This is a genomic window from Citrobacter sp. ABFQG, assembly GCF_004322975.1.
GTDB classification, from domain to species: domain Bacteria; phylum Pseudomonadota; class Gammaproteobacteria; order Enterobacterales; family Enterobacteriaceae; genus Citrobacter; species Citrobacter freundii.
The window spans coordinates 3,419,484-3,436,331 of record NZ_CP036435.1 but is presented as its reverse complement, the minus strand read 5'-3'; the positions used below and the strand labels follow the sequence as shown (position 1 = coordinate 3,436,331).

General features: G+C 49.6%; 16 protein-coding genes. 8 read left to right on the top strand and 8 right to left on the bottom strand.

Translation table 11 applies throughout. The features are described from left to right. Nucleotides 1-284: 284 nt before the first annotated feature. Nucleotides 285-1,016, bottom strand: a complete 732-nt coding sequence (locus WN16_RS16875) for a MerR family transcriptional regulator (protein ID WP_003841536.1) — start codon at nt 1,014-1,016, stop codon at nt 285-287. A gap of 203 nt (nt 1,017-1,219) precedes the next feature. Next, nucleotides 1,220-2,449, bottom strand: a complete 1,230-nt coding sequence (locus tag WN16_RS16870; RefSeq protein WP_103790852.1) for a diguanylate phosphodiesterase — start codon at nt 2,447-2,449, stop codon at nt 1,220-1,222. Between the two features lie 317 nt (nt 2,450-2,766). Between WN16_RS16870 and ycgZ the strand changes: the two genes are divergently transcribed. The 4 genes from ycgZ (at nt 2,767) to WN16_RS16850 (ending at nt 4,302) form a co-directional block, all read left to right on the top strand. Then, nucleotides 2,767-3,003 (top strand): regulatory protein YcgZ, encoded by a 237-nt coding sequence (ycgZ, locus tag WN16_RS16865; protein ID WP_003020856.1) that lies wholly within the window; start codon nt 2,767-2,769, stop codon nt 3,001-3,003. Between the two features lie 41 nt (nt 3,004-3,044). Then, a complete protein-coding gene (locus WN16_RS16860; protein WP_003844030.1) occupies nt 3,045-3,317 on the top strand; it encodes a hypothetical protein in 273 nt (90 codons plus the stop codon). Between the two features lie 34 nt (nt 3,318-3,351). Further along, complete coding sequence (locus tag WN16_RS16855) at nt 3,352-3,618, top strand: biofilm/acid-resistance regulator YmgB/AriR (protein ID WP_044700206.1); 267 nt, start codon at nt 3,352-3,354, stop codon at nt 3,616-3,618. Nucleotides 3,619-3,750: 132 nt separating this feature from the next. Continuing rightward, a complete protein-coding gene (locus tag WN16_RS16850) occupies nt 3,751-4,302 on the top strand; it encodes a LuxR C-terminal-related transcriptional regulator (protein WP_032935433.1) in 552 nt (183 codons plus the stop codon). A gap of 77 nt (nt 4,303-4,379) precedes the next feature. Here the strand turns inward: WN16_RS16850 and WN16_RS16845 are convergent, their stop codons facing one another. From WN16_RS16845 to WN16_RS16835, 3 genes are all read right to left on the bottom strand, one after another. Further along, nucleotides 4,380-5,639 (bottom strand): MFS transporter, encoded by a 1,260-nt coding sequence (locus tag WN16_RS16845; protein WP_016150363.1) that lies wholly within the window; start codon nt 5,637-5,639, stop codon nt 4,380-4,382. Between the two features lie 65 nt (nt 5,640-5,704). Then, the gene (locus tag WN16_RS16840) at nt 5,705-6,652 is read right to left on the bottom strand and encodes an aminoimidazole riboside kinase (protein WP_016150362.1); all 948 of its coding nucleotides are present in this window, start codon (nt 6,650-6,652) and stop codon (nt 5,705-5,707) included. Nucleotides 6,653-6,682: 30 nt separating this feature from the next. After that, nucleotides 6,683-8,119 carry a glycoside hydrolase family 32 protein gene (locus WN16_RS16835; protein WP_044700203.1) on the bottom strand — a complete coding sequence of 479 codons (1,437 nt, stop codon included), beginning with the start codon at nt 8,117-8,119 and terminating at the stop codon, nt 6,683-6,685. A 173-nt stretch (nt 8,120-8,292) separates the two neighbouring features. On the opposite strand from WN16_RS16835, the gene WN16_RS16830 reads away from it, so the two are divergent. After that, complete coding sequence (locus WN16_RS16830; RefSeq protein WP_003020837.1) at nt 8,293-9,288, top strand: LacI family DNA-binding transcriptional regulator; 996 nt, start codon at nt 8,293-8,295, stop codon at nt 9,286-9,288. A gap of 200 nt (nt 9,289-9,488) precedes the next feature. On the opposite strand, the gene ychF is transcribed toward WN16_RS16830, so the two are convergent. Both ychF and pth read right to left on the bottom strand, forming a co-directional pair. After that, nucleotides 9,489-10,583 (bottom strand): redox-regulated ATPase YchF, encoded by a 1,095-nt coding sequence (gene ychF, locus WN16_RS16825; RefSeq protein ID WP_003020818.1) that lies wholly within the window; start codon nt 10,581-10,583, stop codon nt 9,489-9,491. 115 nt (nt 10,584-10,698) lie between these two features. Then, nucleotides 10,699-11,283: an aminoacyl-tRNA hydrolase gene (gene pth, locus WN16_RS16820; RefSeq protein WP_003020814.1), complete on the bottom strand. Its 585-nt coding sequence runs from the start codon at nt 11,281-11,283 to the stop codon at nt 10,699-10,701. 274 nt (nt 11,284-11,557) lie between these two features. Between pth and ychH the strand changes: the two genes are divergently transcribed. Further along, nucleotides 11,558-11,839, top strand: coding sequence for a stress-induced protein YchH (ychH, locus tag WN16_RS16815; RefSeq protein WP_003020810.1), 282 nt, complete (start codon nt 11,558-11,560; stop codon nt 11,837-11,839). A gap of 114 nt (nt 11,840-11,953) precedes the next feature. On the opposite strand, the gene lysC is transcribed toward ychH, so the two are convergent. Further along, a complete protein-coding gene (gene lysC, locus WN16_RS16810; RefSeq protein ID WP_044700199.1) occupies nt 11,954-13,315 on the bottom strand; it encodes a lysine-sensitive aspartokinase 3 in 1,362 nt (453 codons plus the stop codon). 608 nt (nt 13,316-13,923) lie between these two features. Here lysC and WN16_RS16805 point away from each other — a divergent pair. Next, nucleotides 13,924-15,309 carry a diaminobutyrate--2-oxoglutarate transaminase gene (locus tag WN16_RS16805; protein WP_008784983.1) on the top strand — a complete coding sequence of 462 codons (1,386 nt, stop codon included), beginning with the start codon at nt 13,924-13,926 and terminating at the stop codon, nt 15,307-15,309. A 15-nt stretch (nt 15,310-15,324) separates the two neighbouring features. Next, the gene (locus WN16_RS16800; protein WP_044700197.1) at nt 15,325-16,788 is read left to right on the top strand and encodes an aspartate aminotransferase family protein; all 1,464 of its coding nucleotides are present in this window, start codon (nt 15,325-15,327) and stop codon (nt 16,786-16,788) included. Nucleotides 16,789-16,848: the final 60 nt, after the last annotated feature.

The window sequence follows — 16,848 nt, the reverse complement described above, 5'->3', positions numbered from 1 at the left end:
CATTTACTACTTTAGAAAAACAATAATGTGGCACAAGAAGACATAATTTAACCCTAGAATAAGTATTAGGTGTACGCCAGTTGATCTAATGAATTTTACTTAGGAAAAAGGTGATGTCGTCGACAAAAAAATAATACCAACGGGTGAGTATGTTGTTTTGTTTTTATGCTATGGCGGGTGTTAAGTCAGGAGAATAGGGGGCAACATATTCCTTGGATGGTACTCAAAATAACCACCCAAAAAATGAGAGTCGTATGATTTATCTTACACGTATTACGTATTGGCTACGGGCTGTGGAAAATGACCTTATAACCTTGCTCATTCCAGTGTTGTAGCAGTTCATTTTGTCTGCGGGTTGGCGCGATACCGGTCCAGACAAAAAGCGTTTGCCCAGGGAAAAGTTCAGGTCTTGGCGATTCAATGGGTTCAGCCAGAACGGCAATATGCCAACCAGATTGCGATAAACGCCAGGCTTCGAGCCACAGACGGGTTCTGTCTTCAACATCCCAGGCCAGCAGGAGAGCATCCTTTCCTGACTTGCGCCGCGTTTCAGACAGCAGTGTTGCAACATATTCAATCAATGCGCCATCAAGCATGCTGTTCATTATGCGGGATGTATTATGGTCAAGTATCAGCCGTTGACGTACGGGAAGATAAACGTGATCAATCAGCGCATCTACGGGGTGAACCCGACCGAGTGCGGTAATTTTGGCTCGCAGCTTCGGTGGATGCGCCATGCGAAGAATGCTCATCATCTCTTCTTGTAATTGATTCCAGTCGTCGTCAGCTTGACGGGTACTGGTTTCCAGCAACGCCTTAACTTTGCCAACAGGTATGCCATTGCTAATCCAACGTTTTATTTCTTCAATACGCTGAATATCTTCTTCATCAAAGAGTCGGTGGCCACCTTCACTGCGTTGAGGTTTGAGTAAACCGTAACGTCGTTGCCATGCCCGAAGGGTGACAGGATTTATCCCGCAACGTTCTGCGACATCCCCAATGCTGTAATAAGCCATAGTTCCCCCGGACACTCCTGATTCTCCGTCACCGATATTCGGTTCCTGCTACTTTGTACAACATTCATCAAATTGTACAAAACATATATAAGATTCTAGCAAAATTAAGATTTACTTTACTATCATGCAAGGAGTAAATGCTGTTTTTTTATGTTCAGCATGAGGGCGGTTGTGGTGATTGTTGATTTATAACAATGCGTTAGTTATTTTGACGCTGAGAAATCATTTTTCTCTGGCCATGCAACAGATGGAATACCATTCAGGCAGGCTTGTGCAAAAAGGTTACCCTGGAAGATTTCAATGCCCGCGGATTCAAGCCACATCCACTCTTCGGGTTTTTCAACGCCGACTGCGGAAATTATAATTTCCAGTGAGGCGCAGCATTTGATAATTGCCTGAATGATAGCCTGCCGCGGTCCACTTTTATGCACATCCGTGATCAGCTCGCGGCTTATCTTAATTCGGTCGGGTTGAAAACGAGACAGAAGCTGAAGCCCGGCAAAACCTGTCCCAAAATGGTCTATCGCCACACAGATCCCCGCAGCCTTGAGTGACTTCACGGCCTGCGCGAACGTATCAAAGCGAGAAATAACTTCACTTTCGGTAAACTCTACAATGATTTGTTCAGGCACTAGCCCGTGCGCAGCGATTTCGTTTATAAGAAAGCTGACTGCATTGGGTTTGTTTACCAGGGTCATGGGGAGCAGATTGACTGACAGCATTTTGTCGTTAAGTCCCAGCGCGCTTGCCATTGCAAAAGCAGTCTTTTTGCTCTGCAGATCCGCGGTATACAGTTCCTCAGGATTTAAGTTGTCAAAATAAGTTGCGGGCGTTTCACCGTCTCTACCACGAATAAGTGCTTCCAGAGCAATGACGCGTTGCGACATAGGATCGATAATTGGTTGAAAAGCAAAGCTGAAATCTATATCGGATGGGAGTGTGTTTTCATCCAGGAGAGTACAAGAGTTGTCGGCAATAAAACTCCAGCAATCCGGCGCTGGTATTTCAAAATAGCTCGATTTTTCCGTCGCAAGGACAAATGTGCGGAAAAACTGTAACGCCCTGTCATCATAGGTGAGCTGAAATTTTGATGTTCCCTTATTCAGCACGGCTTGCAGAACGTCATTGCGTTCATGTTTTTGTAGATCAAATAACTCCATTCCCACTTTTCCGAATCTTCTCGCAGGAGCGTAATCACACATCAGCTCAACGATATTGTGGTGCCGTGGATCGTTACAAATACAACAATAAATCTCTTTTACCTGCTCCTCAGGGCCTTCAAGCAGTTGGAAAAAGTGGTGACCGTTAAAGAGTAAGATTCCCGTAACATCAGATCGCCTGTTTTTGATATTTGCGGCTGTCACCATATCCTCAAGCGCTTTGAGGGGGGCGTCATCACGTAGATGGCTGCGGTAAATAATGGTCGTGAGCATGGACAGTCCGGGAATAAGGGAGAAGAAGATATATGACAGTATCAGACAACCCAGGTTATGTCCTGATTTTAATACATTATTCTAACTTTAACTTCACAATTGAACGGTCTGATTAAGATGAAATTTAGCCATGTTACGACGTGATTTGTACAGTGATCCTAATGTTTATATCAATTGATACAATTGTAAGCAATTGATTTATATCATTTAGCACATTTTGATAAAAACAAATTAATCTTGTTGTACACATTTTTGGTACAACTTTGCTACTGTTATAAAACTTAATATTCACCAGCATTTTGATACAGGAGCATGACATGCAGCAGCATAACGTTCGCACTGATACTGCAAGCGCGATTTCTCGTTACTTTGCAAAGGCGCATCTGCCAACTCAACAGGAAACATTGGGAGAAATTGTCACTGAGATACTCAAAGATGGACGTAATCTGAACCGCAAATCACTTTGCACTAAGCTTTTGTGTCGTCTTGAAAAAGCATCAGGGGAGAAAGAACAAAAACATTACAATGCGTTAATTGGTCTGCTCTTTGAATAAAATAAACCCCTTATATGATAGGGGTAAGTAGTGAAGGCGTTATGAAGAAAACTGATAGTGAACGCTTGAAACATGAAATTACAGGTTTGGCTGTGCTAGAAATTCTGCGAATGCATAGAGACGTTTCGTTAGCTGCAGTGATTAAGCAATTGCGACTTATGCAGGCCAGTGAAATAGATGGCACACGAAAGCAATTAATTGACAGCGTTATCAATGATTTTACAAACATTAATCCGGAGAAAATAAGCAGAAAACCGGATAAAACCAGAGATGAGAGTGCATTCAGTGCCAGCAAAAACCCTAAATTACATTAAAGATAATCTTCCAGACTATACAAGCGAGGTTACCATGTTCCATGAAATTAATGTCCACAACGTAATGACGGATAAAGCTTTATCAAGTTACTTCCATAATGCAGGTGAGCTATTAGCAGATGAGTCTGTGGTATTGGGGCAGGCGGTAACAAATGTAATTCTGGCAGGTGATAATGTTAATAATAAAAACATCATTTTAAGCCTGATTGGTTCTCTGGAGTCAACTGTTGACGTTGTCCAGGCAGATGTTATCAGAAAAACCCTGGAAATAGTGTTGCGCTACACAGCTGACGACGTTTAATAAGTCTTCATATTAACAAAATATGTACAGTACCCTTGTTATATGCTGAAAGCCCTTATGCTAAGCATTTTTTGAATTAAGACTATACATAGCACCCCTCTAAATCAATTATGATTTTTCATTGAGGCCATAATGATGAACATCGTTCAGGAACATACTCTAAACGCAGAGTTATGGATTGATGATATTTTTGTCAGGCAAGGGTTAATGAATATTCTTGCAGATATCATTTTTGAAGATGACAATGCGCGACTTGTATTCTTTACCGCGAATCACTTTGAGGCGGTAAAAAAGCAAAATTACAATCTGAAAACGCATCGTCTGGTATTGCTGATTGATGGTCATTTGTATCAGTATCTTAATGATGTTTCGCTTTACAGACTACCAGTAGATATCGGAGTTGCCTCAATCAAACAATTTATTATTGATATTACTCGTGCTGGTGGTAATCACGAGAATCAATCTGATTCAAATATCTCATTAACCGCGAGAGATAAATATATTTTAACGCAGTTAGGAGAAGGTCGAACTATTTTTGAGATATCCGCATTGTTAAATCTACACTTAAAAACGATTTACCAGGCCCGGCAGAATCTGATCAAGAAGCTTGGTTGTTCTGGGCTGATTGATTTTCAGGGAATACTGCGAGCGCAAATATTCCGCAACTGGCTGGAACATGCCTGAGTAAATCGACAGTTCGTACTTACTGTTGAAGGGTACGACAGGGCTAATGGCCCTGTCGCGATATTAATAAAACTTCGCTATTCTGTCACCAGTTCATTGATACCCTTCTGCTGATGATGTTTTTTACTCAGCGAGAAGTAGCCAAATATTAGTGTTATTACCACGATGCTCGCCATAATCAGGAAGATTTCCTGATAGCCCACTTTATCAAACAACTTACCGACAGGCAGTGACAGCACGATGATGCCAATGGAACTGGCGATATTGAAGCCAATAAGATATATCGTTGACGACAGGCGCTTATCAAAATTCGCTACGCTGAATTTAAACACTGAAATAACAAACAGTGGGACCTCCAGCGCATGGAGCATTTTAATCAAGGAGATAATATATATATCGGTGAACAGTGCTGAACCCAGGATTCGACAGGTCATGATTGTTCCACCCAGCAGCAATGCGGATTTAGGCCCGATGCGGTTAATCAGGAACGGAACCAGCGCCATACCGACGGCCTCCATAAAGACTTGTACCGAGTTGAGGTAGCCGTATACGCGTGGTGCCAGTTCGGGATCGTCAAATAAGCTGGCGTAAAACACCGGGAACATCTGCTGATCGTAGATGCTATAGAACGACCAGGTGCCGACGACAAAGATAACGAAAAACCAGAACTGCGAATCTTTAAAGATGGTGAGAAAATCCTTTCGGGTCAGCGCGTCTGGCTCGGGCGAACGTGTATCCGTGGATGCCGGGGCCGGTGCGTCGGTTTTGAACACCACGTTAATCACCAGGAATAACACCCCCATGACCGACACGCACCAGAAGTTAATGTGTGGGTTGATGCTGAAGAAGATACCGCCAACAAAAGTCCCTGCGGCGTAGCCAAGCGATCCCCAGAAACGAGCAGTGCCGAATTCAAAGTTGAATTTACGGCTCACTTTCTCGACGAAGCTTTCCACCAGACCGCAACCGGCGAGATAGCCAAGGCCAAAGAAAATGGCGCCTAGCACCATGCCAAGCTTGAAGTTGGAGACCAGCAGCGGTTCATAAACATAAATCAGGAACGGACCGCTGAGCGTGATGACAGTCCCCATCATCCAGATAAGGGGTTTGCGGGTACCGAGCTTATCCTGCAGAAAACCGTAGCCCAGCATAAACAGCATGCTGAAAAACTGGTTTACGGCATACAGCATTCCCAGCTCCGTTCCGGACAGGCCAAGTTTATTTTTTAGCCATATTGCATAAAAAGACCACCACAACGACCAGGCGGCAAAGAAAAAGAGCAGATACCCGGATGAGTATCGATATTTATCATTACTGAACGGCATATTTATCTTCATGATTTTTCCAATCCAGATCAGGTCATTGTAAGGTCTTTCTGATACGACGTAACGAGTGCGCTTTATTACGGGGTGATCGTTCTCCGTAGCGACGGTTGCGACTGAATAAAGCTGCTCAGGTGTTGGCTGTCGGGAAACGCGCTTAGCGCGCCACGCCGGGTAGTCGCCAGAGCACCACAAGCGCTGGCCTGCTCGATAAGCGGAAGTAGCGTTGACGTCGATGTGGGCCAGCCTTCTCCGGCGAGTGCCGCCAGCAGCCCGGCCATAAAGGCATCACCGGCGCCGGTGGTATCGATGCTGTCGACGTGATAGCCGCTTAAAGTCAGCCTATGGTTTTGCCAGAAAGCGATAGCGCCGTCGGCACCGCGGGTAATAACTTTCAGGCACGCGGGAAAATCAGCCAGGCGTTCGCAGGCGCTACTAAGACAGTCAGTTTGTGTTAGCCACAGCAGCTCTTCTTCCGACATCTTCAGAATGTCGCTCTGCCGGGCAAACTCGCTGACAAGGTCAAACATCTGCATCTCGTTGCTCCACATCTGCGGACGCAGATTGATGTCAAAGCTCAGCGTACCGCCGGCCTGTCGCAATGCGGCCATTGCCTGGGTGAGGGTGGCGCGGCACTCAGGGGCAACCAGCGCCAGCGAGCAGAAGTGCAGAATGTCGGCACCAAAGTCGGGCAGACTCGCCGGGCTGAGAAATTGATCGGCAGACGGATTAACTAAAAACTCAAACTGCCGCTCACCGTTGGGAGCCAGTGAAACCAGTACGGTACTGGTGTGCTGTTGTGCATCAAACTCCAGACTTCCTGTATCCACCTGCGCTGTTACCAGCGTCTGATGCAGAAAGCGGCCAAAAGTGTCATTGCCCACACGGCCGATAAAGCCGCTGTCATGGCCGAGGCGGGCGACGCCGATGGCCACATTGAAGGGCGCGCCTCCCGCACAGGCTTCAAACTGCATATTGTCGCGCGGTAGCAAATCCACCACGGCATCTCCAAGCGTCCAGATTGTCATTATTTTTCCCCAAAGCAGTGAGACGGGTGGTTAATTGGCGGCGAGCGGCCAGGCATGCCCGTTATTAAAAATGGCGTGTCCGTTCTGGCTAAATAAGGTCAGTTGGCGATCGTCCGGTTCAGGATAAATACGGCTGCTGAGGGTGTACTCGCCGTGATTAACAAAGACTTCTACCGACGAACTATCGATAAATAGACGTAGGTCCAGCACATCATTGGCGGGCAGCGGTATGCTACGGCAGTCCGACAGGCCGTGTTGCGGATAGCGGCGTTCAAGCACCAGACGCTGTGCCTGGGTATCGACGAAGACGCGCAGCCCGTCACCCAGCGCGATGCCATACTGTTCAGCATGGCTGCGGGCGATATCGAGGCTCAGTTCGACCTCGAGAGCATGCGCCTGTTCTTCTACCATCAGGGTGCGATTGTTCAGGTCACTGACCGGCCAGACATGAAGCTGACCGCGTAATGCCTCCAGCTCTTTGACCGGGTTCATGCGCAGCCGCAGATCTGCATCGAGCGTCACTTCCCGGGGAAGAGTAAGCATGCCCGCCCAGCCGTCGGCCTGTTCTGGCATCGGCGACTCCCACATGGATAGCCAACCGATCACCACGCGGCGACCGTCCGGAGTGATAAATGACTGAGGGGCGTAAAAATCATGCCCGTGATCCATCTCCTGGAAGGGTTGGGTAACGTGGAACTGATGGTTATCCTGCCATTCGCCGACCATATAGCCGCTCTGGAACAGGTTACGGTAATCGTATCCGTCCGCGGCGATGCCCTGCGGCGAGAACATGAAGACGAGCTTATCGTTCAGTGGGAAGAGGTCCGGGCACTCCCACATGTAGCCCATGCCGTCATCGGCCCTGCCGAGCGTGCTGGCAAACTGCCAGTGCTGTAGATCCTGCGAGCGATAGAGCTGCACTTCGCCCACGTCATCGACCCGGGCACCCACCACCATGTACCAGCTGTCTCCCTCTTGCCAGACTTTCGGATCGCGAAAATGGTGTACGCCTCGCGGGGTATCCAGAATCATGCCCTGGCGTTCAAAGTGAATCCCGTCGGTGCTGGTGGCCAGGCACTGTACCTGATACAGGTTTTCCTCTTTCGCCTCGCCGTCAAACTTGTGTCCGGTGTAGATAAGGGCCAGCTTATTGCCTTCAACCACCGCTGAACCGGAAAAACAGCCGTCTTTATCTTCCGGCCCTTCAGGTGCCAGTGCGATGGGTAAGTGCTCCCAGTTCACCATATCGCGGCTGCGCGCATGGCCCCAGTGCATTGGTCCCCAGACCGGCTGCCACGGATAGTGCTGATAGAACGCATGGTAGTAACCATCAAACCAGGACAGGCCGTTAGGGTCATTCATCCAGCCAGCCGGAGGGGCGAGGTGATAGCGTGGATACCAGCGCGGGTTTACAAGGTCTTTCTGCTGGTTTAAGGCTTCGTTGGCTTTGGAAAGTAGTGATGTCATTTGCTGGTCCCTGTAAGTGAATTGAGCAAAAGATAACGTTAACATTCTCGGTTTTCTCGCGAATTTGATGGTAATATCGATGTTAATCACAAAAGTTAACGTTAACATTTTGCGAGTGTTATCAAGATCGCATTTTCAGACCCGGCAGGATGAACGCCGTCAAAGGAGAGGGTATGGCATCTTTAAAGGATGTGGCGCAACGGGCTAACGTCTCGTTAATGACCGTATCGCGAGCGATTAACGAACCCGAACGACTGCGGCCAGAAACCTATAAAAAGGTGATGGAAGCGGTAGATGCGCTGGGGTATGTCTCCGATCTCTCAGCGAAAAAAATTCGTGGCGCGAAAACCACGGCTAACACTATCGGGGTGTTAGCGCTGGACACCATGACCACGCCATTTTCCGTGGAGATAACGCTTTCTATCGAAGAGACCGCGCGGGCGCACGGTTGGAATAGCTTTGTGGTGAATATGTTCAGCAATGACCAGCCAGAGAAAATGGTGGATCTGCTGCTGGCGCATCGCCCTGACGGCATTATCTACACCGCGATGGGGCTGCGTCAGGTTCCGGTGCCGGAAAAGCTGCATAAGTATCGTTGCGTGCTGGCGAACTGCGAAAGCATCAGTGGCCCTTTTCCCACCTATATTCCTGATGATGAGCAAGGGCAATACCTTGGCGTGAAAGCGCTGTTGGCCGCAGGCTACCGTCGGCTGCTGTGCATCCACCTGCCAAAAGGGATTGTGGCCACCGATCGCCGCCGGGCGGGAATGGAGCGCGCCTGTCGTGAAGCGGGCGTCGACCCTGATGCCATGTTCCACCACTATCTTCCGGCGGGCGAGAGTCACCATATTGATGCAGCGGAGATTGCCGGGCATTACCTGAGTGGCACGCGTCCGATGTTTGATGCGGTGGTATGCGGTAACGACCGCGTGGCTTTTGTTATCTACCAGGTCTTGCTGGGGCGAGGGCTGCGCATTCCGCAGGATGTTGCCGTACTAGGCTATGACAACATGGTAGGCACCGGCGAGCTGTTTTTACCGCCGCTATCCACAGTACAGCTGCCGCATTATGAAATTGGCCGTCTCAGTGCACTGCATCTTATCCAGGGGCTCGATCACCGCGATACCGTGCGGGTAGACAGCCCCTGGCTTCCGCGCGCCTCAATATGAGTACGTTCACGTGGCAACTGCTGCTTTGCCAAAATAGCTCAGCCTTTTTGGTCATCGTGTTTGGTGCCAACTTTCAGATGCACCACAGCGGGAACCTCTGAGATGCTATAAAATAAAAAATCCACGCAATTGCGTGGATTTTATGGGGTTTTCCATTTTTCATGCGATTCACTGAGATCGCATGAGACAATAGAAACGGCTTAGACGTTGAACAGGAAGTTCATGATATCGCCATCTTTGACGATATAGTCCTTACCTTCGGCACGCATTTTCCCAGCTTCTTTCGCACCTTGCTCACCTTTATAGGTGATGAAATCTTCAAACGCGATGGTTTGTGCGCGGATAAAGCCTTTCTCGAAGTCGGTATGGATTTTACCTGCGGCCTGCGGAGCCGTGGCGCCGACAGGAATGGTCCATGCACGGACTTCTTTCACGCCAGCGGTGAAGTAGGTCTGCAGGTTCAGCAATTCGTAACCAGCACGGATAACGCGGTTCAGGCCCGGCTCTTCCAGACCCATTTCAGCCATGAATTCTTCACGGTCAGCATCATCGAGTTCTGCAATATCAGCTTCAACGGCAGCACAAACGGCAACCACAACAGAACCTTCGGCAGCCGCGATTTCGCGCACTTTGTCGAGGTACGGGTTGTTCTCAAAACCGTCTTCGTTGACGTTAGCGATATACATGGTTGGCTTCAGGGTCAGGAAGCTCAGGTATTTGATGGCCGCTTTGTCTTCGTCAGTCAGCGTTTTCAGCGCGCGCAGCATGCCGGCGTTTTCCAGCTGTGGCAGGCATTTTTCCAGCGCAGCCAGTTCCGCTTTAGCGTCTTTGTCGCCGCCTTTTGCCTTCTTCTGCACACGATGGATAGCGCGCTCACAGGTGTCGAGGTCGGACAACGCCAGCTCGGTATTGATAACCTCGATGTCGTCAGCCGGATCCACTTTGTTATTAACGTGGATGATGTTGTCGTTTTCAAAGCAACGCACCACGTGGCCGATAGCTTCGGTTTCGCGGATGTTGGTAAGGAATTGGTTACCCAGACCTTCACCTTTGGACGCGCCTTTTACCAGACCGGCAATGTCGACGAATTCCATCGTTGTAGGCAGGATACGCTGTGGTTTGACGATTTCGGCCAGCTGATCCAGACGCGGATCGGGCATCGGGACAACACCCGTGTTCGGCTCGATAGTACAGAACGGGAAGTTTGCCGCTTCAATACCCGCTTTTGTGAGCGCGTTGAACAGGGTGGATTTGCCTACGTTTGGCAAACCGACGATACCGCATTTGAATCCCATGTTTAAATCACCTTAATCTTTTGATATTCAACCTGTTATGGAAAACAGATTGTAGAAATGTAAATAACTTTGCCTATTATACACAGCACGCGAGAAAAATGCCGCACATCACTGCTTATTGCGCTTTAAAGGTGTGTAACCGGCTCGTAGCTTTGGTCAGGCCATCTTTGAACAAAATCTCGGTACAACGTGCCGCTTCGTCAATCGCTTCATCAATTAACTTCTGTTCTGAAACAGGCGGTTTGCCTAAAACAAATCCGACAACTTTGTTTTTATCGCCCGGATGGCCAATTCCAACGCGTAAACGATGAAAGTTAGGGTTATTACCTAACTTGCTAATGATGTCTTTCAGGCCATTATGTCCGCCATGACCTCCGCCAAGCTTAAATTTGGCGACGCCAGGAGGCAGGTCTAATTCATCGTGCGCGACCAAAATTTCATCGGGGTTAATACGATAAAAACTGGCCATCGCACCGACGGCCTTGCCGCTAAGATTCATAAATGTGGTCGGTACCAGCAGACGGACATCTTCACCTTCAAGCGTTACTCGGGAGGTGTAACCAAAGAATTTCGGCTCATCGCGCAGGGGGGCGCGTAATCTCTCTGCCAGTAGATCGACATACCATGCGCCTGCGTTGTGTCGCGTTGCCGCATACTCTGCGCCGGGGTTCGCCAGGCCGACAATCAATTTAATCGCCACGTGTTTTGTCCTGAGTGTTTCGATAAACGACGTGTAGTTTACTGTCTGACGGTGCGCTTGACAAAAAACTGCGTGCTTATCGCCAAAAGCTGAATAATTGCACAAATGGACTATTAGAAAATGAGTATGTTCAGTGGCTTATTTGTAAAGTTTTGTTGCATGAGTGTTTGTAATTGTGATCGCTCCCGCACTTGCGAACGGCAGTGTTGTCTATACTTTACACATAAGGATTAGGGGTATTCCCTGTAACAACCCAAAGTTCCGGAGGTGACACATGAAACGCAAAAACGCTTCGCTACTCGGTAACGTGCTCATGGCTTTAGGGTTGGTGGTAATGGTTGTGGGTGTGGGTTATTCAATTTTAAACCAGTTGCCGCAATTTAATCTGCCGCAGTTTTTCGCACATGGTGCGGTGCTCAGTATTTTTGTTGGCGGTATTCTCTGGTTAGCAGGTGCCAGAGTGGGTGGACACGAACAAATCAGTGACCGTTACTGGTGGGTACGTCATTATGACAAACGCTGTCGTCGTGGTGACACCAATCACCGTCATAACTAAATCCTCCCTCTGTTGAGAGGGTGGTGGTCAGAATGAAGAGCCTCGGTTATAAAACCAGGGCTCTGCTTGTTTATGATCATTGCTTAAACTGGATGCGACAGAATAAGAGAAGAATTATTCGAATAATCGGTAATGTAATGCTCTAACCGCGCTGTCTGCATCGTCAGCCGGTAACAGGATGCACAGGTTGTCGTTCGATGCTCCATGGCAAACCATTCGTACCGTATGCTCTTCAAGCCAGGCAAAAACGTCTTTGCAAACTCCCGCAGCCTGTGTGAGTTGATTCCCCACCAAAGTGACCAACGCCAGCCCGGTTTCCACTTCTACACGACAGTGGGAGGATAATGCGGTAAACAATGCGGTGGTCAGCACATGGTCTTCACCTGAGGTTGCATGAGTGGCGTCCAGCGCCAGCGCAATACTATTTTCTGAGGTTGTAACCAAATCCACCGTGACAGCGTGGCGAGCTAAAATGGCGAAGGACTGCGCCAGAAAAGAGCAGGAAGGTTGCTTCTCCAGACTGTGTAACCTCAACAGCGTCTGTTTACGACGCACGGCGATCGCACGATAGCGAGGTGGATTATCGGTGGTGTTGTGCACCAACGTACCTCCGGCGGCAGTATCCTTACTTGAGCCAACAAAGACCGGAATGCTTTTACGCATTGCCGGGAGTAGCGTAGCCGGGTGGAGGACCTTCGCACCGTAGGCGGCCATATCGCTGGCCTCGGAAAATGAGATATGGTCGATTCGTTTGGCCCGCGGCGCAATGCGTGGGTCGGTGGTGTAGATCCCTGCGACGTCGGTCCAGATGTCAACGCGTGTGGCGTGAAGTGCCTCACCGAGAAGCGTAGCCGTGTAATCACTACCGCCGCGTCCAAGCGTTGTGGTGTGTCCTGCGGCATCACGCCCGATAAATCCCTGAGTCACCATAATCGCTTGCTCAAGACGAGGGCGCAGGTGAGTCTCCACCTGGTGGTGCAGTGTGCCAAGCTCGGGTTCGGCGCAGCCGAAGTTCGCGTTAGTACGCATCACGCAGCGGGCGTCAAACCACTCGGCCTCGGCCTGCCGTTCACGTAAGACTTCAGTAAACAGTAGTGAGGACATCAGCTCGCCATGGCTGACTAATTCATCGCTTAACGCATCAGACGGTGAAACCATCGCCGTTTGTGCAAGACGATGTATATTGTTGAGAAGATTATCGATTTCCGTGCTGATAACGGAAGGCTGCTTCAGGCGGGAAATAATGTTGTATTGGATGGCGCGTAAAGTCTCAAGCTTATCTAATTGTTGATGCGTTTCCAGACCTTCAGAAAGCTCGACCAGTAAGTTTGTCACGCCTGCTGAAGCAGACAAAACGACTAAACGGACATCTTGATCAGCAAGGACAATGCTGGCGCTTCGGTTCATCGCATCAAAATCAGCGACGCTGGTGCCGCCAAATTTGGCAACGACGGATGGTGGATAAATGCGAGTCATAACAATCTCATATCAGGGCGCCATAAAAGTATGGCTAGAAAATTTTCATTCTCGGCATAAGGGAACAAAGTTCGCCTTACGAAATGTCCGCCCGCGAACATTTCTGCTGACAACCCAGGGTATACCTGTTGTCGATAACGAGTGTCGCCTGTACGCGTTACCGGGTGCTGCGCATTAATTTTATTTACAAAGCCTGCAAATAAGCGCGCCATACTAAGTGATTTATATTAAGGGATCGACTTTTTTATTCGATTTATAGGCAAATAAGTGAAAAATCATGTCGTAACAAGAAAGCGCCTACATTATTAATGGTAAAAACGTGTAAAAAAATAATAAAAACATGAAAATCTCATGGTTTTTATAACATCGTAAGCGCTGCAATTGGCTACAGTATTGTTAATTTAATAGCTATATTTGTTTAGGATTTAGTAATGATTGAAGAAGGTTATGCGCTGAAATTTAAGGAAAAAATGCTTATTTGAGACGTCTAAAAATAAATGATTGAGTCCCAAGCTAAAACAACATATATTAGCCGCGCTTTTTTACAGGTAATCCTTATAACCATTTATTCAATCAGGCGTTAATCTACACCTGGTTGTAGGAGTGATATGATGACGGATAAAGTCCGTATTGATACTTTAAGTGCTAATTCATTACCACAGAGCAATGATACCTTTTTAGCAAGACAGGCTGAGTTTGAATCTAATGTCCGCAGCTATCCACGTAAACTGCCATTAGCGATCGCTAAAGCGCAGGGCGTCTGGATTACTGATGTAGAAAATAATCAATATCTTGATTGCCTGGCAGGTGCCGGAACCCTGGCGCTTGGTCATAACCATCCTGAAGTGCTGCAGAGCATTCAAAGTGTCATCACAAGCGGCTTACCGTTACATACGCTTGACCTTACCACGCCGTTAAAAGATGAATTCTCATCATATTTACTTTCTTTATTACCGGGCCAGGGCAAAGAATATTGCCTGCAGTTCACCGGTCCGTCCGGTGCAGATGCTGTTGAAGCGGCGCTGAAGCTGGCGAAGAAAGTGACCGGCCGTTCCAGCATCATTAGTTTCTCCGGCGGCTACCACGGGATGACCCACGGCGCGCTGTCCGTGACCGGCAACCTGTCGCCGAAAGAAGCGGTCAGCAATATGATGGCGGAAGTGCAGTTTATGCCGTATCCACATCAGTACCGTTGCCCGCTGGGTATCGGCGGCGACGCTGGCGTCAAAGCATTAACCTACTACTTCGAAAACCTGATCAACGACGTTGAAAGCGGCGTGCGTAAACCGGCTGCCGTAATCCTCGAAGCCGTGCAGGGCGAAGGCGGCGTGAACCCGGCTCCGGTCGAATGGCTGCAACGCATTCGTAAAGTGACTCAGGAACACGGCATTCTGCTGATCATCGATGAAGTTCAGGCTGGCTTTGCACGTACCGGTAAACTGTTCGCCTTCGAACACGCCGGTATTGAACCTGATATCATCGTGATGTCCAAAGCGGTTGGCGGCGGTCTGCCACTGGCGGTACTGGGCATTAAAAAGCAATTCGATGCGTGGGCTCCGGGCCACCACACTGGCACTTTCCGCGGCAACCAACTGGCGATGGCGACCGGTCTGACAACGCTGAAGATCCTCAAAGACGACAAGATTGCCGATAAAGTTGCCGCCCAGGGCGAGTGGCTGAAAGGCAAACTGGCTGACCTGCAGAAACGCTACCCGGTTATCGGCCAGGTGCGTGGTCTGGGCCTGATGATCGGCCTGGAAATCGTGAAGCCGAACGAAGCGCAGGATCACATGGGTTGCTACCCGGCTGATGGCGAGCTGTCCGCGTTGCTGCAGAAGAAATGCTTCGAAAACGGGCTGATTCTGGAGCGTGGTGGCCGCAACGGCTGCGTGCTGCGTCTGCTGCCGTCTCTGCTGATCACCAACGCTGAGCTGGAAATTTTCCTCGATAAATTCGAAAACGCCCTGCTGGGCGCTGGCGTGAAGCCGGTTTAAACGGAGTTGGATCGAATGTCAGACGTAAACCCGATTCTGTCCGGCTCGGCGCAAAGCATCGCCGCCTATCAGGACGCTATCGAGCAGAGTACGCAAGCGGTCGTTGAATGGTTGAAGCAGCCTGAGATGTATCAGGGCAAAACCGTTGAGCAACTGCGTGAACGTATCAACCTGAATTTTACGTCTCAGGGCCTGGGCAACCAGGCCGCTATTGAGCGTGCGGTTGAATACTTTCTCAAAGACAGCCTGTTGGTTCACCATCCTCAGTGCGTGGCGCATCTGCACTGCCCAAGTCTGGTGATTAGCCAGGCGGCGGAAGTGCTGATCAACGCCACTAACCAGAGTATGGACTCATGGGACCAAAGCCCGTCCGCCACGATCATTGAGATCAAACTGATTGAATGGCTACGTGAGCAGGTAGGTTATGCGGCAGGCGATGCGGGCGTATTCACCAGCGGCGGCACCCAGAGTAACCTGATGGGCCTGATGCTGGCGCGCGACGCCTTCTTTGCTCGCCAGGGACATTCCATTCAGCAAGATGGTCTGACCGGTGATCTGAGCAAAATTAAAGTGTTCTGCTCTGAAAGCGCGCACTTTTCCGTGCAGAAGAACATGGCGTTAATGGGGCTGGGCTACCGCTCCGTCACCCAGGTGAAGACCGATGCGTTTTCACGCATGGATCTGGCTGACCTGAAAGACAAGCTGGCCCAGGCGAAAGCCAACGGCGAGCAGGTGATGGCCATTGTCGCGACGGCTGGCACGACAGATGCGGGCGCCATCGATCCGTTAGCGGATATTGCGGCGCTGGCGGCAGAACATCAGATCTGGATGCACGTGGATGCGGCATGGGGCGGGGCGTTACTGCTTTCTGAACAGTATCGTCACTTCCTCAACGGCCTTGAGCTGGCAGATTCCGTGACGCTGGATTTCCACAAGCAGTTCTTCCAGACCATCAGCTGCGGTGCGTTCCTGTTAAAAGATGCGCGCCACTACGAGCTGATGCGTTACCAGGCGGCGTACCTGAACTCTGATTTCGATGAAGAGGCTGGCGTACCAAACCTGGTATCGAAGTCGCTGCAGACCACGCGTCGTTTCGATGCGCTGAAGCTGTGGATGGGCCTCGAAGCGCTGGGCAAAAAGCAGTATGCCGAAATCATTGATAATGGCGTAACGCTGGCGCGTGATGTTGCTGAGTTTGTCAAAACCCAGTCGCATCTTGAACTGGTGATGGAACCACAGCTGGCAAGCGTGCTGTTCCGCTTCCGTCCTGAAAGCGATGATATGGCGTTCGTTGCGCTGCTGAACCAGCGTATTGGCGACGTGCTGCTGGCTTCCGGTAGCGCCAACGTCGGCGTGACCGAAGCGGATGGCATCACCTGCCTGAAGCTGACGCTGCTGAACCCGACGGTGTGCCTGGAGGATGTGAAAGTCCTGCTGGCCAGCGTTAAGGCAACGGCATTGAGCATTTTAAACGCGTAATTGCCCGGTGACACTGCGTTTACCGGGCCTACGGGTTCGGTGCAATGTTTGGGTTTTGTG